The organism is Neorhizobium petrolearium, assembly GCF_017873175.1.
Lineage (GTDB): Bacteria > Pseudomonadota > Alphaproteobacteria > Rhizobiales > Rhizobiaceae > Neorhizobium > Neorhizobium petrolearium.
Genome location: NZ_JAGGJW010000001.1, coordinates 470,985 through 491,623 on the forward strand (window position 1 = coordinate 470,985; position 20,639 = coordinate 491,623).

At 60.2% G+C, this 20,639-nt stretch carries 23 protein-coding genes, 1 tRNA gene and 1 riboswitch; of the genes, 9 read left to right on the forward strand and 15 right to left on the reverse strand.

The window, feature by feature from the left end; all coding sequences use genetic code 11:
• Positions 1-221 precede the first annotated feature (221 nt).
• The 8 genes from J2046_RS02420 to J2046_RS02455 form a co-directional block, all read right to left on the reverse strand.
• Positions 222-392 carry a hypothetical protein gene (locus tag J2046_RS02420; protein ID WP_210048996.1) on the reverse strand — a complete coding sequence of 57 codons (171 nt, stop codon included), beginning with the start codon at positions 390-392 and terminating at the stop codon, positions 222-224.
• Between the two features lie 111 nt (positions 393-503).
• The gene (locus tag J2046_RS02425; protein ID WP_037158507.1) at positions 504-713 is read right to left on the reverse strand and encodes a cold-shock protein; all 210 of its coding nucleotides are present in this window, start codon (positions 711-713) and stop codon (positions 504-506) included.
• Between the two features lie 181 nt (positions 714-894).
• A complete protein-coding gene (locus J2046_RS02430; RefSeq protein WP_210048998.1) occupies positions 895-1,965 on the reverse strand; it encodes a fatty acid desaturase in 1,071 nt (356 codons plus the stop codon).
• A gap of 85 nt (positions 1,966-2,050) precedes the next feature.
• The gene (locus J2046_RS02435; protein WP_210049000.1) at positions 2,051-2,431 is read right to left on the reverse strand and encodes a DUF6481 family protein; all 381 of its coding nucleotides are present in this window, start codon (positions 2,429-2,431) and stop codon (positions 2,051-2,053) included.
• A 170-nt stretch (positions 2,432-2,601) separates the two neighbouring features.
• Positions 2,602-2,811, reverse strand: a complete 210-nt coding sequence (locus tag J2046_RS02440; protein ID WP_210049002.1) for a cold-shock protein — start codon at positions 2,809-2,811, stop codon at positions 2,602-2,604.
• Between the two features lie 683 nt (positions 2,812-3,494).
• Positions 3,495-3,893 (reverse strand): carboxymuconolactone decarboxylase family protein, encoded by a 399-nt coding sequence (locus J2046_RS02445; RefSeq protein ID WP_210049011.1) that lies wholly within the window; start codon positions 3,891-3,893, stop codon positions 3,495-3,497.
• Positions 3,829-4,257, reverse strand: a complete 429-nt coding sequence (locus tag J2046_RS02450; RefSeq protein ID WP_210049013.1) for a MerR family transcriptional regulator — start codon at positions 4,255-4,257, stop codon at positions 3,829-3,831. Before J2046_RS02450 ends, J2046_RS02445 begins: the two co-directional genes overlap by 65 nt.
• A gap of 640 nt (positions 4,258-4,897) precedes the next feature.
• Positions 4,898-4,971, reverse strand: a tRNA-Gln gene (locus J2046_RS02455).
• Positions 4,972-4,984: 13 nt separating this feature from the next.
• Here J2046_RS02455 and J2046_RS02460 point away from each other — a divergent pair.
• Genes J2046_RS02460 through J2046_RS02470 form a run of 3 tightly spaced genes read left to right on the forward strand, consistent with a single transcriptional unit; the run spans position 4,985 to position 7,542 of the window.
• Positions 4,985-5,245 carry a hypothetical protein gene (locus tag J2046_RS02460; protein ID WP_210049015.1) on the forward strand — a complete coding sequence of 87 codons (261 nt, stop codon included), beginning with the start codon at positions 4,985-4,987 and terminating at the stop codon, positions 5,243-5,245.
• Positions 5,246-5,248: 3 nt separating this feature from the next.
• Complete coding sequence (locus tag J2046_RS02465) at positions 5,249-6,808, forward strand: Ppx/GppA phosphatase family protein (protein WP_210049017.1); 1,560 nt, start codon at positions 5,249-5,251, stop codon at positions 6,806-6,808.
• Positions 6,805-7,542 (forward strand): RlmE family RNA methyltransferase, encoded by a 738-nt coding sequence (locus J2046_RS02470; protein WP_210049019.1) that lies wholly within the window; start codon positions 6,805-6,807, stop codon positions 7,540-7,542. The genes J2046_RS02465 and J2046_RS02470 overlap by 4 nt, the downstream gene beginning before the upstream one ends.
• Before the next feature lies 1 nt (position 7,543).
• On the opposite strand, the gene J2046_RS02475 is transcribed toward J2046_RS02470, so the two are convergent.
• Positions 7,544-8,947 (reverse strand): MFS transporter, encoded by a 1,404-nt coding sequence (locus J2046_RS02475; protein ID WP_210049021.1) that lies wholly within the window; start codon positions 8,945-8,947, stop codon positions 7,544-7,546.
• Positions 8,948-9,142: 195 nt separating this feature from the next.
• Between J2046_RS02475 and J2046_RS02480 the strand changes: the two genes are divergently transcribed.
• From J2046_RS02480 to J2046_RS02500, 5 genes are all read left to right on the forward strand, one after another.
• Positions 9,143-10,132 carry an MBL fold metallo-hydrolase gene (locus J2046_RS02480; RefSeq protein WP_210049023.1) on the forward strand — a complete coding sequence of 330 codons (990 nt, stop codon included), beginning with the start codon at positions 9,143-9,145 and terminating at the stop codon, positions 10,130-10,132.
• Between the two features lie 166 nt (positions 10,133-10,298).
• The gene (locus tag J2046_RS02485; RefSeq protein ID WP_210049025.1) at positions 10,299-10,793 is read left to right on the forward strand and encodes a ferritin-like domain-containing protein; all 495 of its coding nucleotides are present in this window, start codon (positions 10,299-10,301) and stop codon (positions 10,791-10,793) included.
• A 186-nt stretch (positions 10,794-10,979) separates the two neighbouring features.
• Positions 10,980-12,485 carry an IMP dehydrogenase gene (guaB, locus tag J2046_RS02490; protein ID WP_210049036.1) on the forward strand — a complete coding sequence of 502 codons (1,506 nt, stop codon included), beginning with the start codon at positions 10,980-10,982 and terminating at the stop codon, positions 12,483-12,485.
• A gap of 120 nt (positions 12,486-12,605) precedes the next feature.
• Positions 12,606-13,025 (forward strand): MAPEG family protein, encoded by a 420-nt coding sequence (locus J2046_RS02495; RefSeq protein WP_210049038.1) that lies wholly within the window; start codon positions 12,606-12,608, stop codon positions 13,023-13,025.
• A gap of 142 nt (positions 13,026-13,167) precedes the next feature.
• A complete protein-coding gene (locus tag J2046_RS02500) occupies positions 13,168-14,052 on the forward strand; it encodes a dienelactone hydrolase family protein (protein ID WP_210049040.1) in 885 nt (294 codons plus the stop codon).
• On the opposite strand, the gene J2046_RS02505 is transcribed toward J2046_RS02500, so the two are convergent.
• The 3 genes from J2046_RS02505 to J2046_RS02515 form a co-directional block, all read right to left on the reverse strand.
• Positions 14,033-14,947 carry a hydrogen peroxide-inducible genes activator gene (locus J2046_RS02505; RefSeq protein WP_210049041.1) on the reverse strand — a complete coding sequence of 305 codons (915 nt, stop codon included), beginning with the start codon at positions 14,945-14,947 and terminating at the stop codon, positions 14,033-14,035. The genes J2046_RS02500 and J2046_RS02505 overlap by 20 nt on opposite strands.
• A gap of 155 nt (positions 14,948-15,102) precedes the next feature.
• Positions 15,103-15,537: a 6,7-dimethyl-8-ribityllumazine synthase gene (locus J2046_RS02510; RefSeq protein WP_210049043.1), complete on the reverse strand. Its 435-nt coding sequence runs from the start codon at positions 15,535-15,537 to the stop codon at positions 15,103-15,105.
• Positions 15,538-15,613: 76 nt separating this feature from the next.
• Positions 15,614-15,757: riboswitch (FMN riboswitch) on the reverse strand.
• Positions 15,758-15,806: 49 nt separating this feature from the next.
• On the reverse strand, positions 15,807-16,757 hold the full coding sequence (locus tag J2046_RS02515; RefSeq protein ID WP_210049056.1) for a LysR substrate-binding domain-containing protein: 951 nt from the start codon (positions 16,755-16,757) through the stop codon (positions 15,807-15,809).
• A gap of 200 nt (positions 16,758-16,957) precedes the next feature.
• Here J2046_RS02515 and J2046_RS02520 point away from each other — a divergent pair, with 200 nt between their 5' ends.
• The gene (locus J2046_RS02520) at positions 16,958-17,257 is read left to right on the forward strand and encodes a DUF1127 domain-containing protein (RefSeq protein ID WP_210049059.1); all 300 of its coding nucleotides are present in this window, start codon (positions 16,958-16,960) and stop codon (positions 17,255-17,257) included.
• Positions 17,258-17,396: 139 nt separating this feature from the next.
• Here J2046_RS02520 and J2046_RS02525 read toward each other — a convergent pair whose 3' ends face one another.
• The 3 genes from J2046_RS02525 to J2046_RS02535 all read right to left on the reverse strand — a co-directional run bounded on the left by J2046_RS02525 (position 17,397) and on the right by J2046_RS02535 (position 20,624).
• Positions 17,397-18,287, reverse strand: coding sequence for a DUF937 domain-containing protein (locus tag J2046_RS02525; protein WP_210049062.1), 891 nt, complete (start codon positions 18,285-18,287; stop codon positions 17,397-17,399).
• An 86-nt stretch (positions 18,288-18,373) separates the two neighbouring features.
• The gene (locus tag J2046_RS02530; RefSeq protein WP_210049064.1) at positions 18,374-19,747 is read right to left on the reverse strand and encodes a glutamate--cysteine ligase; all 1,374 of its coding nucleotides are present in this window, start codon (positions 19,745-19,747) and stop codon (positions 18,374-18,376) included.
• Positions 19,748-19,886: 139 nt separating this feature from the next.
• Positions 19,887-20,624 carry a 16S rRNA (uracil(1498)-N(3))-methyltransferase gene (locus J2046_RS02535; protein ID WP_210049067.1) on the reverse strand — a complete coding sequence of 246 codons (738 nt, stop codon included), beginning with the start codon at positions 20,622-20,624 and terminating at the stop codon, positions 19,887-19,889.
• Positions 20,625-20,639: the final 15 nt, after the last annotated feature.

Genomic DNA, 20,639 nt, shown 5'->3' on the forward strand with positions numbered 1-20,639 from the left:
GTATCAGTTGTTGCCGACTGCCGATGATGAAGCGTAATTAAGTCTTAACAAAGGCCGGGGCGGCCGTTTGTCTGGCAAATGTCGCGCCAATGCGAAGTTTCCCCGGATTATCGCCGTGATAGCGCCAGGGAATACGGCTTCGACGGATCGGGCAGATCCGCCGATAAAGAAGCCCGCCATTTCTGGCGGGCTCATCTTCCGATCGGTGACGGGGAAGCCGGTCAGTTCTTGCCGGTATTTCTGCGGCCCTTGTCCTGCTTGCCTTTCGCCGACGATGTCTTGGCATCATAACCTTGGCCGAAATTCGTGCCGCCGAGATGCCCGCCTCCGCTGGTATTCGCCACCTGGCGTTCGGCTCTCTTCGATTGCTGTTGCGCGTCTGTCTTTTTCATAAAAATCGCTTTCGTGAAAGAAAAACAAAAGGCCGGGTGAGAACCCGGCCTCCCAAGGCTTCGACGATCTGTGCCGGTACATCCATGGTCAAAGACCGGAAGCTTGGTGGGTTAGGCAGTTTGAAGGTTTTCGGCCGCGCTTTTGCCCGAGCGCTTGTCCGTCACGAGGTCATAGCTGACCTTCTGGCCTTCACTGAGGTAGGTCATGCCCGAGCGTTCGACGGCGGAGATGTGAACGAACACATCCTTTGAGCCATCGGAGGGCTGAATGAAGCCGAAGCCTTTTGCCGTGTTGAAGAATTTCACGATACCATCGTTCATGCCGACTTCCTTTCAATCACAAGTGTTCGCAATCGGCCGATCGCCGAATGCGGTCATAATCGAGTTTGAGAGGGAAGATCAGCTCGGGCACCTGCGGTGCAGAAACGTAGCTCAACAAGCAAAGTCGATGAGATACGTATAGGCTTCAACTGTGGTGAGAACAAGATGTGGCGGCAATTAATTAAGGTTGTGTTCGGGGATTGAGGCCGCAACCTGACGGCCTGGCCACCTTGGCGGCATCCCGGAACGAAACCAGCTTGCCGCTCCTTTCGTCCCAGAGCACGAGCCTGACGCATTGCAGGCTCTGCCACAGGGTTATGCGGCCGATATCCCCCAGTTCCGGATGGTCGCGCAATACCTCCGGCAGCCTGTAATAGGGAATCCTGCTCGACAGGTGATGGACGTGGTGAACGCCGATATTTCCGGTCATCCAGCGGAGCACCGGCGGCAGGTCGTAATGGGAGGCGCCATGAAGCGCAGCCTCGGGAAACTGCCATTCGGCTGTCTTCGACCAGTGCGTCTCCTCGAACTGGTGCTGGACGTAGAAAAGCCACACGCCGGCTGCTCCCGCGATAAGCACGACCGGCAGATGGATCAGCAGGAACGGAATGAGCCCGACGACCCATATCATAAGGACGGTCAGAATTGCGACCGCCAGGTTCGTTGCCATGGTGGACATCCATGGCATGACCCCGGAGCTCATCATGCCGAAGGGCAGGCGCTGCTTGAGGAGAAAAAGCCATGCAGGTCCGACGCCGAACATCACGAGCGGGTGTCGATAGAGCCGATAGGCAAGACGTCTCGACCGGGAAAGAGAATAATATTCGGCGACAGTCAGCGTGGTGATGTCGCCGACACCCCGTTCATCGAGGTTTCCTGCCGTGGCATGGTGGCCGGCATGCGCCCGCCGCCAGTAGTCATAGGGCGTCAGGGTCAGCACGCCGATGATACGGCCGGTCCAGGTATCGAGACGCCGGCGGCCAAAAAACGAGCCATGTCCGCAATCATGCTGGATCATGAAGAGGCGCAGCAAAAAGGCGGCAGCCGGCAGGACAAGGATCAGACCCGGCCAGAACCCCTGGAAGACGGAGATATAGGCCCCGGCCCAGAAGGCTGCAAAAGGGAAAACCGTCACGAGGAGCTCGAAAACGCTCCGCCCGGAATGCGGCTGCCGGTATTTCGAAAGGATCTTCAGCCAGATACCGGCATCGTCTCCGGAAGCCGCGTCAATTGCATGGGCATTGGCGTTCATGGAATTCCATTCGCTTTTCTTGGTCTCGGCGTGAGCGCCATCGAAGTGGGGTTTACCTGCCCGCTCCCGGCACATCCTTCATCTGTCAGCGTTGACGGGCCTTACGTGCCGCGTAGCGGCGATCGCGTTCCGCCTTGCGGGCGGCTTCATCGGCGACGACGCGAGAAATGCGATCGTTGATTTCCGCCTGCCGGGCTTCCGCCTCGGCCTTCTCATGGGCTTCTGCGGCTGCCGTCAAGGCCGTCGCTTCCATCAGAATGCGTTCGCTCTCCGCCGCCTTCAGGGCATCGCGTTCGGCACGGCGTGCCTCCCGGGCTGCGACAACGGCTTCACGCGCGGCGCGCCGTTCCTGCATCACGGGATCGCTCGGTTTCGGAGCGGACGCGAATTTCGCCAAAAGCTCCCGCCTGGCATCCGCCGCGGTTTTGCGGCGTTCCGCAAAGCTGTTGTCGTTCGGGTGTCTCAATCTTGTCTTCCTCGTCAACAGGCCGTCAAAGGCCGGTATACAGACCGGCCGGGAGTCACGCGGATATCCGCGCCGGCCATGCCGTTAACAGAAAAGGCCAGACAATAGCCTGGCCCTCGCAAACTTTTGCCGCCATGCCGGTACATCCGCGGTCATGACGAACCAAAACTCTAAGCGGTCTGTAGCTGGCCGGCGGACATCTTGCCCGACTTGTGATCGCGTTCCAGTTCGAAGCTGAGCTTCTGGCCTTCGACGATAGAACGCATGCCGGCGCGCTCGACGGCAGAGATGTGAACGAAGACGTCGGCACTGCCGTCGTCAGGCTGGATGAAGCCGAAGCCTTTGGTGGCGTTGAACCATTTAACTGTGCCAGTGGTCATGACGAACCCTTTCATAGCAACATTGTTCCTACCGCCGGGCGACGCACGACGGTTGTTTCGACTTTTGAGATGGAAAGTTCGTCAAGAAGCGCGAGGCGCAGCAAAAACAAAATATCGGCAAACAAAGCATCGATAAGTGTTGCTTACAGTATCGACGATCATGTGTCAAATTTTTGCTTTAGGGCAAGATAGTTTTGCAATTATAGGTAGCATTGGAGTGAGGCGCATCTATGCCGTTGTCGCCGTTGTGTCTATCCACAGTCGGCAATTCCTCGGTGCTTATATCGAGGCATTTTAATATGGAAGGCCCAAACGCGGTTGAGCGCCACATCTGTGGCGTCCCGCTCGGTCACCATCAGGATGCAGCAGACATGGTTGCGAAGCACTAGCTCGGTTGGTTGTGCATGGTCAGGCTCCTTTGTTGAAGAAGCTCGTCATGCTCTGCCCTTGCTGGGCAACGTTCAATCCGGGCGAAAACTCGAGCCCGACTCCTCTACATCAGCCGCAGACGCCCTCCCGCGCAGCGGGTTCGTTCCTCGGCCCAGAAGCGGTCATTCGACCGCCGCAAAGGTTGGCCACTTGGGCCGACTTTTGCGAGCCGGTTTGTCAAGGATATTTCCCGTATAAACCAATGGCGAAATCTATCACAAATTCTAAGGTTTCCGCGGCAATGTTGCCCGATATTAACGGAACCGGGCGGCGAAGACTTCCTTGGCTGCAAACAGCCCGTTGAGCGCCGCAGGAAAGCCGGCATAAACCGCCATCTGTATGATGACTTCGGTGATTTCGTCCCTGGTCAACCCTACATTCAGACCCGCCTCAATATGAACTTTCAATTGTGGGGTCGCTGTTCCCATCGCCGTCAGTGCCGCGATGGTCGCAATCTCACGGGCGCGCAGATCAAGGCCGGGGCGGCTGTAAATGTCGCCAAACGAAAACTCGAACACGTAGTTTGCGAAGTCGGGGGCGATGTCAGCCAGAGCGGCAATTACATTGTGGCCGGCGTCGCCATCGATTTCAGCGAGTGCCCGCTTGCCGCGTTCCAGCCGGCTTTCGCCGACGTTCGTGGATTGGTGCGTCATTGTCTTTCATCCTTTGTTCCTTGCCGGCATATCCGGCAATCTTGGTGTCGAGGACTTCAAGGCAGGCTTTTAGTTTGGCCACGTGCGCACGTACACGCTCGCGGTGCTGTTCGAGCAACACGCCGCGCTCCGCTTCCGTATCGACGCCGCGCTCCCGCAAGGCCGCGTAACGCAGCATTTCCCTAATAGGCATTCCGGTCGTTTTGAGACGATCGATAAATTCCATCCAGGTCAGGATTGATGCGTCATAGTCACGTTGGCCCGATTGGTCTCTGTCGGCATGGGGGAGCAGACCGATCCGTTCATAGTAACGAATGGTGTAGGCCGACAATCCCGAACGCTTTGCCAGTTCGCCAATCTTCATAAACGCACTTCTTTCGTCACGACGCATGGTAAGCTACCGGTTAGAGCGCACTCTAAGTCAACCCGCTAAAAACGGATTCGCAAAATTCGCGAAACCGGCGTTGTTTCCCGACTTTTGCGACGGTCGCAAAGTCCGCTTCTGGCGCGAAAGGAATGGCATAGGATGCGACCATCGGCCGGAAGCGGCCATCAGGCCTGGTCAGCCATCTGAACGATGTAGCTCGGTCATGTAACTACCGTCGGCGAAAGCATCCCAAACCGCTATTGGTCGCACGTCGGCTAGACCGAAATGAGACAGTGGCACCAATACTACGTCAGGGATGTTCTCGGCTCTCGATATCTCGCCAATCCATGAAATCCAGACTTTCGGGGCCAAAACTCCCGTCCACGTGCCAGCCATCATCGCCGGGAGCTTCTGTTGATGGGAAACGGATCGGAACGGTTCCTAGGCCGTTAAGGGCCGAGCAAGTTGCCGGAGGCGCTGACGTCCGTACCGAACCTGGAGGGCCGCCGTTTGAATACGATGGATGAATTCGACGCTACAATTTTGGAGATGATCCGGAGAAATGATGCGGAGGACTGTTCCGGTTCCTGTAAGGCGTGAGCCTTTAAGCATTTGAAAAATAACGAAGAAATTAAATTGGCTGGGGAACCTGGATTCGAACCAAGATCGACGGAGTCAGAGTCCGCTGTTCTACCATTGAACTATTCCCCAGCAGAAGCGGCCGATGAAGCGGCTCGGCTGGTGTGCGGCGCTTATAAACAAAAGCGGCCGGATTGCAAATACCGATTTCGAAAAAATTGAGCGCCAGAACGGGCTTTCGAAGCCCGACTTCGCCGGGCACCAAAAAGACGAGGATCGAAGGCTATGCGACAGCCAGCAAAAAGCCGTTGGCGAAAGCGCATCATGCTGTTATCTTTGCGCCAACGAAACAATCAGACGCCAGCGGCATACCTTTTTGAGGCTTTGCGCGGCAAGATGGACTTAAACAGTGATGGACCCCGATAGCGGCGCAAAGCCGCCGGAAGGCGGGGCGTCGGCGGCAGCGCATGGAGAGGGGCGATCCTCCCGGCGCAAGAAGGCGAAGCGGGGCGGCAAACGCCGTAACGCGGCGTCGCTCGGTCATTTGGACTCGGTCGATTCGGCCGCGTCTGCCGGACGTCCCCATACTCAGGAAACAGGCCCGCCAGCGCGCAAGCGCAAGCGTCGGCGCGCAAAATCCGGTGGCTCTCAGGAGGCGTCGCATGCCTCCGGATTTCCGGTATCGGGAGAGCGTGCCCACGGCCAAAGCGAAGCCCACCCGCCTTCAGGCAAATCCCGCAACCGGCGCAAGAAGAATCGTGGTGGTCGTGGCCCGCAAGGGCGCCCGCTTGCTCCCACCAAGGCGGTGTCGAATGCCGTAAGGGCGTCGGCGCCTGCTGCAGCGGCGCCGACACAAGCCAGGGATATGCGAGGCAGAGCAGGGGGCGAGGCCTCCGCTCCGGATACGCAGGGCGACAGGCCTATCTATGTCAATGATCTCTATGCTGCACTGGATCTCGGCACCAACAATTGCCGCCTTCTGATCGCCCAGCCGACACGGCCCGGCCAGTTCCGGGTGGTGGATGCCTTTTCGCGCATCGTTCGCTTAGGCGAGGGGCTTGCAGCGAGCCGCAGGCTGTCGCTGGAGGCCATGGATCGGGCAGTCGAGGCCTTGCGCATCTGCGCTGCCAAGCTTGCCAACAAACCGGTCCGTCGGATGCGGCTGATCGCCACCGAGGCTTGCCGCTCTGCCGTGAATGGCGAGGAGTTTCTCGCCCGGGTGACGGTGGAAACAGGGCTGGAGCTGGAAATCATCGATCGGGAAACGGAGGCCCGGCTTGCGGTTTCCGGCTGCTCGTCGCTGGTCGGCCGCGAAGCGCGCTCGGTCGTGCTCTTCGATATCGGCGGCGGCTCGTCGGAGATCGCCGTCATCCGCATCGGCAACAATCGTTCGAGCCGGCTCGCCAACCACATCACCCATTGGACATCCCTGCCGGTGGGTGTTGTTACCCTGTCGGAACGTCACGGCGGGCGGGATGTGACGCCGGAAGTCTTTTCGGCCATGGTGGCGGAAGTCGAAGGCATGCTGGCGAATTTCGATTGCCCGTCGCTCGGTCCGGTGTACCGTCCGGGCGCTGAAGATTTCCACCTGATCGGTACGTCAGGCACGGTGACCACACTCGCAGGCGTGCATCTCGATCTGCCGCGCTATGACCGCCGCAAGGTCGACGGATTGTGGCTGACCGATGCGGAAGTGACCGCAATGCAGGCAAAGCTTCTTTCCTGGGATTTCGCCGGCCGTGCGGCCAATCCTTGCATCGGACCGGATCGCGCCGATCTGGTGCTCGCCGGTTGTGCCATCCTCGAGGCGATCCGGCGCCGCTGGCCAAGCCCGCGCATGCGGGTGGCCGACCGCGGCCTGCGCGAGGGACTGTTGACGGATATGATGGCGGATGACGGCGTCTGGCGTCGCGTGCGGCCGCGCAGGCCGGGTACCGGCGGACATGAGGAAGCGGGGGCGAGGCGATGACGAAACCACCCTCCAAATCTCCCGGCGCCGGCAACCGCACCGGCCGCAAACTCGGCCAGAAGGTCAAAAAGGGCAAGCTCAAGGCCTCTTCCCGCCGCTGGATCGAGCGACATATCAACGATCCTTACGTGCAGCGGGCCAAGCTGGAAGGTTATCGCGCCCGCGCGGCTTTCAAGCTGCTGGAAATCGACGAGAAGCATCACATCCTGAAGGGCGCGCGCCGGATCATCGATCTTGGAGCCGCTCCCGGAAGCTGGTCGCAGATCGCGGCAAACGTCACCAGTTCGACGGACGAGGATATCCGCGTTGCGGCGATCGATTTCCTGGAAATGGCGCCTTTGCCGGGTGTGAAGGTCCTGCAGCTCGACTTCCTCGATCCCGAGGCTCCGCGGCTTCTGATGGAAGCAATCGGCGGCATGCCGGACCTCGTCATCTCCGATATGGCAGCGCCCACGACCGGCCACCAGAAGACGGATCATCTTCGCACCATGTATCTCTGTGAAGTGGCTGCGCATTTTGCGGTCGAGGTGCTGGGCGAGGGCGGCCACTTCCTGGCAAAAACCTTTCAGGGTGGCACGGAGCGCGAACTGCTCGACATGCTGAAGCGGAATTTCAGGCAGGTCATCCATGTGAAGCCCGCCGCCTCGCGCGCTGAATCGGTGGAAATGTTCCTGCTCGCCAAGCATTTCAAAGGTCGCAAAGCGGAAAACGCCGGCGCCGACGAGCAAGCCTGATCTATTCGCCCGCTTCCGGTTGCATCCTTCCGGAGCGATGGCCGGAAACGGCCGCACCCGTCATCGGGTCGAGTCTCAGCAGCGGTCCGATCGAAAGAAGCGAAAGGGCTGCCACCAGGAAGAAGGCGAGGTGGAAATCAGCAAGCTGGAGGTGCGATCCGGAAACGGCCGACGATGCTTCGAGGATGAAGGCCGCGAAGGCGACGCCGAGCGCGAGGCTGATCTGCTGCAGTACCGAGGCGATCGACGTCGCCTGGCTTGCCTGCTCGTCGCTGATTTCCGAATAGCTGAGTGCGTTGGAGCCGGTAAAGAAGAAGGAACGGCAGAGGCCGGACATCAGCAGGAAGGCGACGATGAGCGCGTGCGACGTTTCCGGTGTGAAGAAGCCGTTGGCGGCGGTCGTGGCGGCGCCGAGAATGCCCGAAACAATCAACGTCACCTTGAAGCCCGTGAGTGCGAACACGCGGCGAGCGACGAATTTCACCATCAGCGCTCCGAGAGCCCCGGCGAAGGTGATGAGGCCGGATTGGAAGGGGTTGAGGCCGAAGCCGAGCTGCAGCATCAGCGGCATCAGGAAAGGAATGGCGCCTGTCGAGATGCGGAACAGGGTGCCGCTGGTGCTTGCGGCCCGGAAGGCTTCATTCTGGAAGAGCCTGAAGTTGAGGATCGGTGCCGGATGGTTTCGCGCGTGAGCAAAATAGGCGATGCCGGCGGCGAGCCCGATGGCTGTGGCCGAGATGCCGACAGCCGGAGGCAGTGCCGGCAGGCTGATGACGGAGAGCCCGAAGACGGTACCCGCCGCGGTGATCGAGGTAAGCAGAAAGCCCCACCAGTCGATCGACGGCGGATTGGTGGCCTCCACCTCCGGCAGGAAGATGGTGGAGAGGTATATGCCGAGAAGGCCGACGGGCACGTTGATCAGGAAGATCCAGTGCCAGGTGAAATAGGTGGTGATGAAGCCGCCGATCGGCGGGCCGGTGAGTGGTCCGATGAGCGCGGGAATGGTCAGCAATGCCATGGCAGAGACGAGTTCGCTGCGCTTGGTCGTGCGCAGCAGCACGAGCCGGCCGACCGGCGTCATCATCGCGCCGCCCATGCCCTGCAGGAAGCGCGACAGCACGAATTCGATCAGCGAGGATGAAACCGCGCAGAAGATCGAGCCTATGACGAAGACGAGGATCGCCAGCCGGAAAATCTTTTTTGCACCGAAGCGGTCGGCCATCCAGCCGCTGATCGGAATGAACATGGCGAGTGCGACCATATAGGAGGTCAGGGCCAGTTTGAGCGTGATCGGTCCGACATTGAGGTCGGCGGCGATTGCTGGAAGCGCCGTCGCGATGACGGTCGAGTCCATCTGCTCCATGAAGAGGGCGACAGCAAGGATAAGCGGGATGATACGGTTCATGAGGGGGCCAGCGGTCAGCGCAACGGCCTCCCTGTAAACCTGTTGATCCCCTCTGCCAATTGCAGAATCTCACCTTTTGCCATTTTGTGTCACGTCTGCGTGAGATCGGATTTCCCTGTCGCAGACGGCGGTTATGTTCTTCCCCATCCGCGGATTCGGGGCGGGTTCTGCGATGGCACAAGAGGGAACAAGATCATGACGTCTTTTGAAATCGGCAGGCGTGCGCTGCTTGGCACCGCCGGCCTGGGAATTATCGCCTCCCCCGCGATCATCAGGAGCCCTGTTTTCGCGCAGGAGAACAAGCCGCTGGAGATCGATCGCGTAACGCCACCAGATATTCACCAGTTCAAGGTCGGCGGCTTTCAGGTTCTGGTGGTCAAGGATGGCGCCCGTCCCTCCGGCAATCCGGGCGAAACCTTCGGGACCGACCAGTCGCCGGAAACTGTGGGCGAACTGCTTACGCAGAACTTCCTGCCGAAGGACCAGTTCGTGAACAGCTTCTCCCCGACGCTGATCGATACCGGCAGCGATGTCATCCTTTTCGACACCGGTCTCGGCAAGGCGGCGCGAGCTCAGGGTGGCGGACGCCTGGTAGAGGGGCTTGCGGCCGCCGGCTATATGCCGGAGGACATCTCGATCATCGTCATCACCCATATGCATGGCGACCATATCGGCGGCATCATGGAAGACGGCAAGCCGGCCTTTCCGAAGGCACGCTATGTTACCGGTCAGGCGGAATACGATTTCTGGACCGACACGGCCCGCGCCGGCACGCCCGCTGAGGGCAATCACAAGGCGGTACTTTCCAATGTGAAGCCTCATGCGGACAAGATGACCTTCCTTCAGGACGGTAGGGAAGTCGTCTCCGGAATTACGGCCTTGCTGGCGCCCGGGCACACGCCCGGTCATCTGATCTTCAACATCGAGTCGGAAGGCAGGCGATTGGTTCTGACGGCCGATACCGCTAATCATTACATTCTGTCGCTCGAACGTCCCGATTGGGAGGTGCGTTTCGATATGGACAAGGCAGAGGCGGCTGCTTCTCGAAAGAAGGTCTTCGATATGATCGCCACCGACAAGGTTGCCTTCCTCGGCTATCACATGCCGTTCCCTGCGGTGGGCTTCGTCGAGAAGCGGGAGACCGGCTACCGTTTCGTACCGAAGAGCTATCAGTTCGATATTTGACCCAGGAATTCTGCTATGGATGATCTTTCTCCCACATCTGTCGTGTGGGGGAATATTTTGTTGAGAAATCGTAGGATTATTAGATTTTTGTAATGTTGATTTAGGTCAAGCGGAAGTTTTTGTACTCACGGCAGTCTCTCCTCGTCAACTCAGGAGAAATACTGTCATGCAATACATTCCCGCCATTGTCGCAAGCCTTGCCCTGGCAATCGCTTCACCCGGCCCCACGCTCGCGGCTGCGACGCTGGACAAGGCCGCTTCGCAGGCTCTGATCCGCGCACTCTCCGACGAATATCATGCGGAGGCATTTTATGAGGCGGTCATGGCCAGGTTCGGAAGCGTCCGGCCGTTTTCCAACATCGTTGAATCGGAAAGGACGCATTCGGCGATGCTTTCCGACCTGATGCGCATTTACGGCCTGGATGTGCCGCGAAACGATCAATTGAACTCCGCTGCCGTGAAGATTCAGGTCCCGGCCACACTGGCGGAAGCCTGTCGCATGGGCGTGGAGGCGGAGATCGCCAATCGCGATCTCTATCGGAAAGAGCTTCTGCCGGCGGTTTCGTCCCACGCCGATATCGCAGCCGTGTTCGAGCGTCTGAGCGCTGCTTCGCAGAACAACCACCTTCATGCTTTTGAGCGTTGCGCTTCGCGCAAATGACATCTGCCCCTTGGTGACGAATGACGAGGCGATGAAATTATGCCGGTGTCGGCATTTTTGCCCTCGCAGGCTGTTCCCATCGCCACCAAGACGTGGTACGAGCCCTCGCCAACTTCCCATCCGTGAGGATCGCTTCCGGCCACTCCCCCGCCGGGACGATTTTCTATTAACTGAAGGAAATTGGTTATGGCACGCATCATCGAAACAGCCACCGGCGCGGACGCGCTCACCTTTGACGACGTGCTGCTGCAGCCCGGCCATTCCGAGGTCATGCCGGGGCAGACCAACATCTCCACGACCATCGCTCAGGATATCGATCTCAACCTGCCGATCCTGTCGGCGGCCATGGATACGGTGACCGAAAGCCGGTTGGCGATCGCCATGGCGCAGGCGGGCGGCATCGGCGTCATCCACCGCAACCTGACCCCCATCGAACAAGCCGAGGAAGTCCGGCAGGTCAAGAAGTTCGAAAGCGGCATGGTCGTCAATCCGGTGACGATCGGCCCGGATGCGACGCTTGCCGAGGCGCTTTCTCTTATGAAGGCGCATGGCATTTCCGGCATTCCGGTGGTCGAGAACGGTGGTTCCGGCGGCCACACGGCGGGCCGGCTGGTCGGCATCCTGACCAACCGCGACGTTCGCTTCGCTTCCGATCCCACCCAGCGCATCTATGAGCTGATGACCCGCGAGAACCTCATCACGGTCAAGGAAAGCGTCGATCAGACGGAAGCCAAGCGCCTTCTCCACAAGCACCGCATCGAGAAGCTGCTGGTCGTCGATGGAGAGGGCCGCTGCGTCGGGCTTATCACCGTCAAGGACATCGAGAAGTCGCAGCTCAATCCGAACGCGTCGAAGGATGCGCAGGGACGGCTGCGTGCCGCCGCCGCGATCAGCGTCGGCGATGATGGTTACGAGCGCGCCGAACGGCTGATTGAGGCCGGCGTCGACCTTCTCGTGGTCGATACGGCCCATGGTCATTCTCAGCGCGTGCTCGATGCCGTTACCCGCGTCAAGACGCTCTCCAATTCGGTGCGAATCATGGCCGGCAACGTCGCGACCGCTGATGGCACCAAAGCACTGATAGATGCCGGCGCGGATGCGGTGAAGGTCGGCATCGGGCCGGGATCGATCTGCACGACGCGCATTGTCGCAGGCGTCGGTGTGCCGCAGCTTGCCGCCATCATGGCGGCTGTCGAAGCCGCCCGCGACCGGAATATTCCTGTTATCGCCGATGGCGGCATCAAGTTTTCCGGCGATGTCGCGAAGGCGATCGCCGCAGGCGCCTCGGCGGTTATGGTCGGTTCGCTGCTGGCCGGCACGGATGAAAGCCCCGGCGAAGTCTATCTCTACCAGGGGCGGTCCTTCAAATCCTATCGCGGCATGGGTTCGGTAGGCGCCATGGCGCGCGGCTCGGCCGATCGTTATTTCCAGGCGGAAGTCCGCGACACGCTGAAGCTCGTGCCCGAAGGCATCGAGGGTCAGGTACCCTACAAGGGATCGGTTTCCGGCGTGCTGCATCAGCTTGGCGGCGGTCTGAAGGCGGCTATGGGTTATGTCGGCGGCGCCACGATCAAGGAATTCCAGGAGCGAGCCACCTTCGTGCGTATTTCAGGGGCCGGCCTGCGCGAAAGCCATGCCCATGACGTGACGATCACCCGCGAGAGCCCGAATTATCCCGGGGCCGGCGTGTAAAACTCCGGCCGAAGGGGCTGAAGACGGATGGCGCCCAACTGGCGCCATTCTCATTTCGAGGGGGCGTTGTGTCTCCTGCAGACGAACTGTATTGCTTCTCCCGGATGATCCGGAGGACTGATGCTTTCCACCAATGCCACCCTTTGGCCGATGATCGCGCATGCCGCGCTGGTATTCTTCCTTTATTGGCTCTTGTCGAGGAAACGCGCCGAAGCGGTAAAGGCAGGCAGCGCCGAGGCAGGGCAGTTTCGGGAGAACCGCCAGGAACCGCCTGAAAGTCTGCTGGTTCATAACAACCTCAAGAACCAGTTCGAGCTGCCGGTCCTGTTTCACGGCGCCTGCCTCGCTCTCTACGCCTCGACCGCGGACAATTGGGGCACCGTCGCTCTCTCCTGGATTTTTGTTCTTTCCCGCTATGTCCATACCTATGTGCATCTCACCAGCAACCGGCTGCGTTATCGCCGTCCGCTGTTTATCGCCGGTTTCTTCTCGTTGCTGGCGATGTGGATTTGGCTCGCCGTCTGGCTGGCGCTGAACTGACAGAGCGGAAGAAGGTCAGTTGCGATCAACTTGTACTCACGAACTAGTGTAGCCCATCCTGCGAAAATCACAGGTTTTTTTATCTGAAAGCCAGTCGACCGGCGTTAGCTTTCCTCCGAGCGATCGCTAGGAGGAAAGCGCCATGGACAATGAAGTTCCGAAGATCACCCAGGCGATGATCAACGCCTATGATGAGTATACTCATCTCACCCTCGACCGTCGCCGCTTCATGGAGAAGCTGACACAGCTTGCCGGTTCAGGTGCGGCCGCGGCGGCGGTTGCGCCGATGCTTGCCGCCAACAGCGCCAGGGCGGATATTATTCCTGCCGATGACGAGCGGTTGACGGCCGAGGAGGTTACCTATCCGGGCGCCGGCGGCGCGACGATGAAGGCCTATCTCGTGCGCCCGAAGAATGCCTCCGGACCATTGGGCGGAGTGATTGTCATTCACGAGAACCGCGGCCTCAACAACCATATCAGGGATGTCGCACGCCGCATGGCGCTTGAGGGTTTCAACGCGCTGGCCGTCGATTTCCTGTCGCCACAGGGCGGTACGCCGGCCGACGAGGATCAGGCGCGTCAGATGTTCTCGTCGCTTGACGCCGACGGGGTTGCGGCCAATGGCGAGGCAAGCCGCGTCTATCTCGCCGGCATCAGCGGCGCGAACGGCAAGGTCGGTGCCGTCGGCTTCTGCTGGGGTGGTGGAGCCGTCAATAATCTTGCCGTGAAGTCGCCGAGCCTCAACGCCGGTGTTGCGTACTACGGATCGCAGCCGAAAGCAGAAGACGTGCCGGCCATCAAGGCGCCGCTCATGCTGCACTATGGTGGGCTCGACGAACGCATCAACGCAGGCATCCCCGCCTTCCGGGAGGCGTTGGAGAAGGGCGGAAAAACCTTCGAGATCTTCGTATATGAGGGCGCCAACCATGCCTTCAACAACGACACGTCATCGGCCCGCTATGACAAGGCGGCCGCGGACCTCGCCTGGAGCCGCACGGTGGATTTCTTCAAGAAATACCTGGCTTGACACCCCCTGCGGGAGCGCAGAGCGTTACCGCCTGTCCCAGGGCGGCCATGTCCTCGGCACGGCCGCTCGACTTCCGCCATATGAGCCCGATCTCGCGCGAAGGAGCCGGGTCGGCGAATGGTACGATCCTGAGATCGTTGCGTGTTGTCTCCGTGGGGATCGCCATTTCCGGGATCAGCGTCATTCCCATGTCGTGCGATACCATCTGAAGCAGCGTTGCCATGGAGGTTGCACCGAAATTGACAAGGCTGCGTTTTCCCGCCGTCCCGCAGACCGCGAGCGCCTGGTCGCGCAGGCAATGACCCTCCTCCAACAGCAGAAGCCTTTCCGTATCCACCTGGCTTTCGGTGAGCGACGACATCAGGACTTCGCGGTCATTGTTCGTCATGGCCATGAAGAAGCGGTCGGAGAACAGCGCCTTTGTTTCGACATTCTCGGCGTCGATCGGCAAGGCCGCAATGACCGCATCCAGCCGTCCATCGATGAGATCGGCAACCAGGCGATCGGTGATCGCCTCCTTGAGTTCGATCTCGATGCCCGGATAGCTTTCCCTGAGATAAGGCACCAGTCGAGGCACGAGATAGGGCGCAACCGTAGGGATGATGCCGATCCGCACCAGCCCGTCGAGAGTGCCGCCGCTGTCGCGTGCCGCTTCCTCCAGTCGCTCCACCTCCGTCAATATCATGCGAATGCGTTGGAGCACCTCCATCCCCTTGCGAGTGAGGAGTACGCCCGAGCGGCTGCGCTCGACGAGCTTGCTGCCGAGATGCTCCTCCATTTCCATGATCTGCGTGGAAAGAGCCGGCTGGCTCACATGCACTTGCGCCGCTGCCCTGCCGAAATGCCGGGTGGAGGCGAGCGCATCGAAATAGCGCATCTGGCGCAGAGTCAGCACGATAACTTTTCCCGATCGTTTTTTTTGAAGGGCGCGATCATGAGTTATCGATATCGGATGAAAGATTCAACCGTGGAGTTCGAGAACGTTGGACAGTGAGCAGTCCGGACCAACGAAAAGCCGGGGCGGTCCCGGCTTTTCGGTATAGGCCGATGTCAGGCTGCGATCCGTTGGCGCGTTTTCACGATCATCATCGCGGCATGCGCGGCTTCGCGCCCCTTTTCCAGGAAATGAGCGGTGAATACAGCCCTGTGGTGTTCGGTTTCATGAAAATGGTGCGGCGTCAGCGATACCGACAAGATGGGAATGTCGGTGTCGAGGCTGGCGCGCATCAACCCATCGACGACCGCGGCTGCGACGAAATCATGCCGGTAGATGCCGCCGTCGATGACCAGCGCGGCAGCGATCACGGCGGCATATCTGCCTGTAGCCGCGAGATCGCGTGTGGCGAGAGGTAGTTCGAAGGCTCCTGGCACATCGAAGATGTCGACCTCTTCGCGAGGGATGAGTTCGAGAAAGCCCTCAAGTGCCTTCTCCACGATTTCCGAATGCCAGTTTGCTTTGACGAAAGCGAAGCGGGTGTGTGTCATGTGATCTCCTTTGGCTCGACACGTCACCCAAGGCGATCACGCACGTCATCAGCCCCCGCGATGGCGGGTGCTGTACGTCCGTTCTCTTCCATCCGGACTATGACCGTCGGCTCAGGCATCGCACCTGATCTGCTGACCCTTCCGTTGGAAGGCGCTCGCGGGCTCACGACTTGCGCCGCATACCGCCGGTGGGGAATTCCGCCCCGCCCTGAGAACACCTGTGATCTAGCTTGAAGCCTGTCAGGAAAGCAAGGCCGGATTGCTGCCAGTTACCACCCGGTCATGGCTTGACCCGCTCTTGCACGGGCGAGGCGGGGGAAGGTCTTCACCTCGCCGTCGAGGTCATCGGGGATGACTGCGGGCGAGATGTTGTCGAGGCAGGCGGTGATATGGTCGGTGATGGCGTTCATCAGCGAGGGAGAGAGGCCCGGCCGCTTCATGAGGCCGATCTGCACTGGCGGCAGCGGGGGGAAGCCGTCGGCGGCAGTCAGCACCTTCATGCCGGGACGCAGCGCCGATTCCGGCAGCACCGAAACGGCCATGCCGGCAAGTACCGCAGCGGCGACCACCGTCGAGGACCAGCTTGTGAATAGAACCTGGTATTCACGGCCGTCCGCATCGAGGGCCGAGCAGGCAAGCTGCCGCCAGAGACAGTCGCGTCGCCCGACGGCAAGCGGCACCGGCGCATCGTCCTTCAAGGGATGGTTGGCCGACCCCACCCAGCAGAGCGGCTCGGTCCGCACCACGTCGGAAATCCGCTGGCGCGGGTTGTGCGTCACAAGCGCGATGTCGAGTTCGCCACGTGCCATCTTCTCAGCCAGGCTGACCGAGGGCTCGCAGACGATATAGAGTTCGACATTTGGATGTGTCTTGGCGAAACGGCCGATGATTTCCGGCATGTAGCGGTCGGCATAGTCGTCCGGCGTGCCGATGCGCAGCGTGCCTTCCAGGCGATTGTCGTCGAAGGCGGCGATCGCCTCGTTGTTGAGCCGGATGATGCGCCGCGCATAGTTCAAAAGCTTCTCGCCCTCGGCGGTCAGCCGGTTGCCGCGCCCGTCCTTGGCGAAGAGCTGCTTTCCGATCCGTTCCTCCAGCCGGCGCATCTGCATCGAAACGGCCGACTGGGTCTTGAACACCCGGTCCGCCGCTTTGGTGAAACTGCCGGTATCCACAATAGCAATGAATGTATGCAACTGGTCGATATCAAGCGGAGCGGACATGGTGGGGTATCCATCAGAGTGTTTGATGCTAATCATTAGAAACATTCGTTGGACTGATCAATAGGTTTTCAGCGATAACAAGATCGCAAATCAACGATCGATACGGCGCCTTCTCCCTGGGGCGCTCTCCCAAGGCTGCCTTTCCGTCGGACCTCCGCGGAAGGGCCGGCCAAACTCGTGCCTGATGAAAGGAAAGTCCGATGAGCACGACCAAATACGGAACCGAACTCGACCTCGTCCGCGAACGGCGTATCCCCGAAGGCCGCCTGGCCCTTGCGATGCTGCGAGTGCAATCCGTATGGCGTGCCTTTCGCAATCGTCTGGCGTCCAATTGCCTCCATGATCTCGACGACCGCCAGCTCAACGATATCGGCCTCACACGGCATGATGTGGTGATGGCGCTCGACCGGTCCGGCGCTCTTGAGGATCCGTCGCTCCTTCTGACGCGCGCGGCCCGGGAACGGGCACGCACCCGCTTTGCGAGGTCCGCCAGCCGCTGATCTCACACTTTCCCCGCAGGGTGATAGCCAATAGCCCTGCCTCTTGCCCGGCCGGTCGATCCGCGCCGGGCTTTTTTGTACGCATGCCGCCCGACAGCGGTTGCCGGTTTCGGGGCAACGGCATGCGGGAACAGGCGCGCTACTTTCCAGGCGTGGTCTCGGCAGGCGCCGGCTTGTCATTGGCCCCATTGCGGAGCGTCGCGAAGATCGCCTCCATGTTCTTCTGATAGGTCTTCTGCACTTCAAGCCCGCTGTCGAACATGTTGTTCAGAACATCGCGATAGGGATTAGCCTCGGGCGCCGGCTTTTCTTTCGGCTTTTCGGGTGCAGACGCGGCCGGAGCCGGGGACGGGAAAGCGCCGGCCATCATATCCTGGAACGCCTTGGCGAACGGGTTGTCGGCGAACGGATTGCCGCTGCTTGGAGGTTGCGGCTGTTCCGGCTTGTCCAGCCCCCACATCGAACGCATGGCCTGCGTGAAGGGATTGTCGAAAGGATTGATGGCCGCCTGAGGCTTGGTCTTCGGCTGCAGCCCCATGCTTTCGAGCCATTGCTGCGTCATCTGGCCGATCGGCGAGGCGGCAAAGGCCTCGTTGGCGGCGGGCATCTGACCTGTCATCTGCTTGAACAGCCCGCCCATCAGCGTATCGGCCATGACCGGCATCATCCTCTTGAACGTGTCCTGCGCAATGCCGGTGAACTGCTCCGCCTGCGCGGCGATGGCGCGGGAAACCTCCTTCGAGCCGAAGATTTTTTCGAGAACCGCATTGCCGTCCGCGACGCCCTGGGGCGTGAAGGCCTTCGTCATGTCCTCGAAATATTTGGTATAGGAGCCCGAGAACATACTGCTCATCAGCGCGGTGAGATCATAGGGGTTGGTCGCGCTGCGCTTGAGACCGGAAGAGAAGGCGGGCATCAGCGCGGCCATGGCCTGGGTCGCCTGCTCCTGCGCCAGATTGAATTGTTTGGCGATTGCCTCCATGCCTTCGCCGTTCTGAGCCCTGAGCATCATATCGAACAGTGGCAGCATGAAGAATCCTTTCCGCTTGCGTGTAACGAACACTATAGCCGGAAAAGTGTAAGCGGAAACCGGTTTTTAGAACCGGTCTCAGTTGCTCAATACTGATATTCCTCGAAAACAGGATCCACGGAGCCGTTCCAGCGACCGTGATAGAGTGCCAGCATGTCTTCAGCCATCGTCGCCTTCTTAGCGAGCACTTCCTCGATCGGCTGCAGAAATATGCTTTCGTCCTGGCCTTCGCCGTTCAGCCGGTTGCGCGCCTTCAGGCCGGCCTTGGAAATGGCGACGACCTCGCGCGCGACGTCCAGAATAGGTCTGCCCTTGATCTCGGCCTTGAGCGCCTTCGCTGGCACCGTATCACGCATGGCGGTGACGTCCTCGACGGTCCAGTCTTGCGTCAGAACTTCGGCATCGGCAAGCGCGGTGTCGTCGTAAAGCAGGCCGACCCAGAAGGCCGGCAGCGCGCAGATGCGCCGCCAAGGACCGCCATCGGCACCGCGCATTTCGAGGAAGCGCTTCAGCCGCACCTCCGGGAAAAGAGTGGAGAGATGGTTGGTCCAGTCGCCCATCGTGGGCTCCCAGTCCCTGATTTCGCCTTTCAGGGCGCCGTTCATGAACTGGCGGAAGGTGACATGCGTGCAGTCGTGATATCTGCCGTCCCGGACGACGAAATACATCGGCACGTCGAGCGCCCATTCGACATAGTCAGCGAAACCGAAATCCGGCTTGAAGACGAAAGGCAATATGCCGGCACGCCGATTGTCGGTGTCACGCCAGATGTCGCCGCGCCAGGAAAGCAGGCCGTTCGGCTTTCCTTCGGTAAAGGGGGAGGAGGCGAAAAGCGCGGTCGCGATCGACTGGAGCTTCATCGAAACCCGCATCTTCCGGGCCATGTCCTCTTCGGAGGAGAAGTCGAGGTTCACCTGGATCGTGCAGGTGCGGTACATCATGTCGAGGCCTTGCGAGCCGACCTTCGGCATGTAGCGCGTCATGATCCCGTAGCGAGATTTCGGCATGCGCGGCGTTTCCGCAAACGACCATTTCGGGCTGCCGCCCATGCCGAGGAAGCGGATGCCCATCGGTTCGGCGATCTCCTTGAGGAGGGCCAGATGCTGGTTTGATTCGCGACAGGTCTGGTGGATGGTCTCGAGCGGTGCGCCCGAAAGCTCGAACTGGCCGCCCGGTTCGATCGAGATGGCACCCATGCCTGAATGCTCGCCGAGCCCGATGATGTTCTCGCCATCCATGATCGGCTCCCAGCCGAGCTTCGCCTCCATGCCCTTCAGGAGTGCGGAGATGCTGGCATCGCCAAAATAGGGAACAGGGCGGTGATCCGCCTGGAAAAAGGCGAATTTCTCGTGCTCCGTACCGATGCGGAAGTCTTCCTTCGCCCGCGGTCCCTTGGCCAGGTAGGCGGAAAGCTCGGACACCGAGGAGAGCGGTGTCTGGTCGGTGGTGTCACGCGCCATGAAAATTACCTTGTTCGGAATGCCGGATCTGGACGCCAAAATCGTACGAATGCCGGCTGCTTGGACCGGATTGATGTGCGGTGCAAGTGAATTTCTTTCAAGATAGATTCAGAATTTCAAAGCCACTGTGTCAAGCGGGTCACCGCCAGTCGCCGATCACCGCCTGGATGACCGCAAGCGCGGCCACCGCTGCGGTATCCGCGCGTAAAATCCGCGGCCCGAGCGGGATGGCCGTGACGAAGGGCAAGGACCGCAGCGCTGTCCTTTCCTCCTCGGAAAATCCGCCTTCCGGGCCGACCAGCAACGCCAGTTTCGCCTCCTTGACGGTGGAAAGAATCGGCAGCGGGTTCTGTCCTTCGTCGCCCTCGTCGCAGAAGATGATGCGGCGGTCCGCCGGCCATTTTTCCAGAAGGTCCCCGAGCTTCTTCGGCGGTGTCACGTCGGGGATCGACAATATGCCGCACTGTTCCGCCGCCTCGATCACATTTGCCTGAAGCCGGTCCAGACTGTTGATCTTGCCCTGCACGTGCTGGGTCATGACGGGTTGCAGGAGCCCCGCGCCCATCTCCACCGCTTTCTGGACGATATAGTCCAGCCGGCCGACCTTCAGCGGCGCGAACAGGTAATACAGGTCAGGCGCAGGCGGCTGCGGCCGGGTCTGTTCGAGCGCTTCCAGCATGATCCTCTTGCGCGTCGGAAAGGTGAGCTTCGCCTTCCATTCGCCGTCACGGCCGTTGAAGACGAGAATTTCCGCCCCTTCGGCCATTCTGAGCACGTTGGCGAGATAGTTGAACTGCTCGGCCGATACTTCATGCCGGACGCCAGTCCCGAGCGGCGCGTCGATGAACAGCCTTTGCATGCGGAAGTTGGCGCGCATGGATATTCCGTCCGT

What these genes read in the sequence shown, in the direction of transcription:
- J2046_RS02440 (WP_210049002.1), bottom strand. Translation starts at nt 2,811, where the DNA reads ATGACCACTGGCACAGTTAAATGGTTCAACGCCACCAAAGGCTTCGGC.
- J2046_RS02520 (WP_210049059.1), top strand. Translation starts at nt 16,958, where the DNA reads ATGAGCACGACCAAATACGGAACCGAACTCGACCTCGTCCGCGAACGG.
- guaB (WP_210049036.1), top strand. Translation starts at nt 10,980, where the DNA reads ATGGCACGCATCATCGAAACAGCCACCGGCGCGGACGCGCTCACCTTT.
- J2046_RS02510 (WP_210049043.1), bottom strand. Translation starts at nt 15,537, where the DNA reads ATGACACACACCCGCTTCGCTTTCGTCAAAGCAAACTGGCATTCGGAA.
- J2046_RS02470 (WP_210049019.1), top strand. Translation starts at nt 6,805, where the DNA reads ATGACGAAACCACCCTCCAAATCTCCCGGCGCCGGCAACCGCACCGGC.
- J2046_RS02430 (WP_210048998.1), bottom strand. Translation starts at nt 1,965, where the DNA reads ATGAACGCCAATGCCCATGCAATTGACGCGGCTTCCGGAGACGATGCC.
- J2046_RS02460 (WP_210049015.1), top strand. Translation starts at nt 4,985, where the DNA reads ATGAAGCGGCTCGGCTGGTGTGCGGCGCTTATAAACAAAAGCGGCCGG.
- J2046_RS02495 (WP_210049038.1), top strand. Translation starts at nt 12,606, where the DNA reads ATGCTTTCCACCAATGCCACCCTTTGGCCGATGATCGCGCATGCCGCG.
- J2046_RS02535 (WP_210049067.1), bottom strand. Translation starts at nt 20,624, where the DNA reads ATGCGCGCCAACTTCCGCATGCAAAGGCTGTTCATCGACGCGCCGCTC.
- J2046_RS02500 (WP_210049040.1), top strand. Translation starts at nt 13,168, where the DNA reads ATGGACAATGAAGTTCCGAAGATCACCCAGGCGATGATCAACGCCTAT.
- J2046_RS02475 (WP_210049021.1), bottom strand. Translation starts at nt 8,947, where the DNA reads ATGAACCGTATCATCCCGCTTATCCTTGCTGTCGCCCTCTTCATGGAG.
- J2046_RS02480 (WP_210049023.1), top strand. Translation starts at nt 9,143, where the DNA reads ATGACGTCTTTTGAAATCGGCAGGCGTGCGCTGCTTGGCACCGCCGGC.
- J2046_RS02425 (WP_037158507.1), bottom strand. Translation starts at nt 713, where the DNA reads ATGAACGATGGTATCGTGAAATTCTTCAACACGGCAAAAGGCTTCGGC.
- J2046_RS02525 (WP_210049062.1), bottom strand. Translation starts at nt 18,287, where the DNA reads ATGCTGCCACTGTTCGATATGATGCTCAGGGCTCAGAACGGCGAAGGC.
- J2046_RS02515 (WP_210049056.1), bottom strand. Translation starts at nt 16,757, where the DNA reads ATGTCCGCTCCGCTTGATATCGACCAGTTGCATACATTCATTGCTATT.
- J2046_RS02485 (WP_210049025.1), top strand. Translation starts at nt 10,299, where the DNA reads ATGCAATACATTCCCGCCATTGTCGCAAGCCTTGCCCTGGCAATCGCT.
- J2046_RS02420 (WP_210048996.1), bottom strand. Translation starts at nt 392, where the DNA reads ATGAAAAAGACAGACGCGCAACAGCAATCGAAGAGAGCCGAACGCCAG.
- J2046_RS02530 (WP_210049064.1), bottom strand. Translation starts at nt 19,747, where the DNA reads ATGGCGCGTGACACCACCGACCAGACACCGCTCTCCTCGGTGTCCGAG.
- J2046_RS02445 (WP_210049011.1), bottom strand. Translation starts at nt 3,893, where the DNA reads ATGACGCACCAATCCACGAACGTCGGCGAAAGCCGGCTGGAACGCGGC.
- J2046_RS02450 (WP_210049013.1), bottom strand. Translation starts at nt 4,257, where the DNA reads ATGAAGATTGGCGAACTGGCAAAGCGTTCGGGATTGTCGGCCTACACC.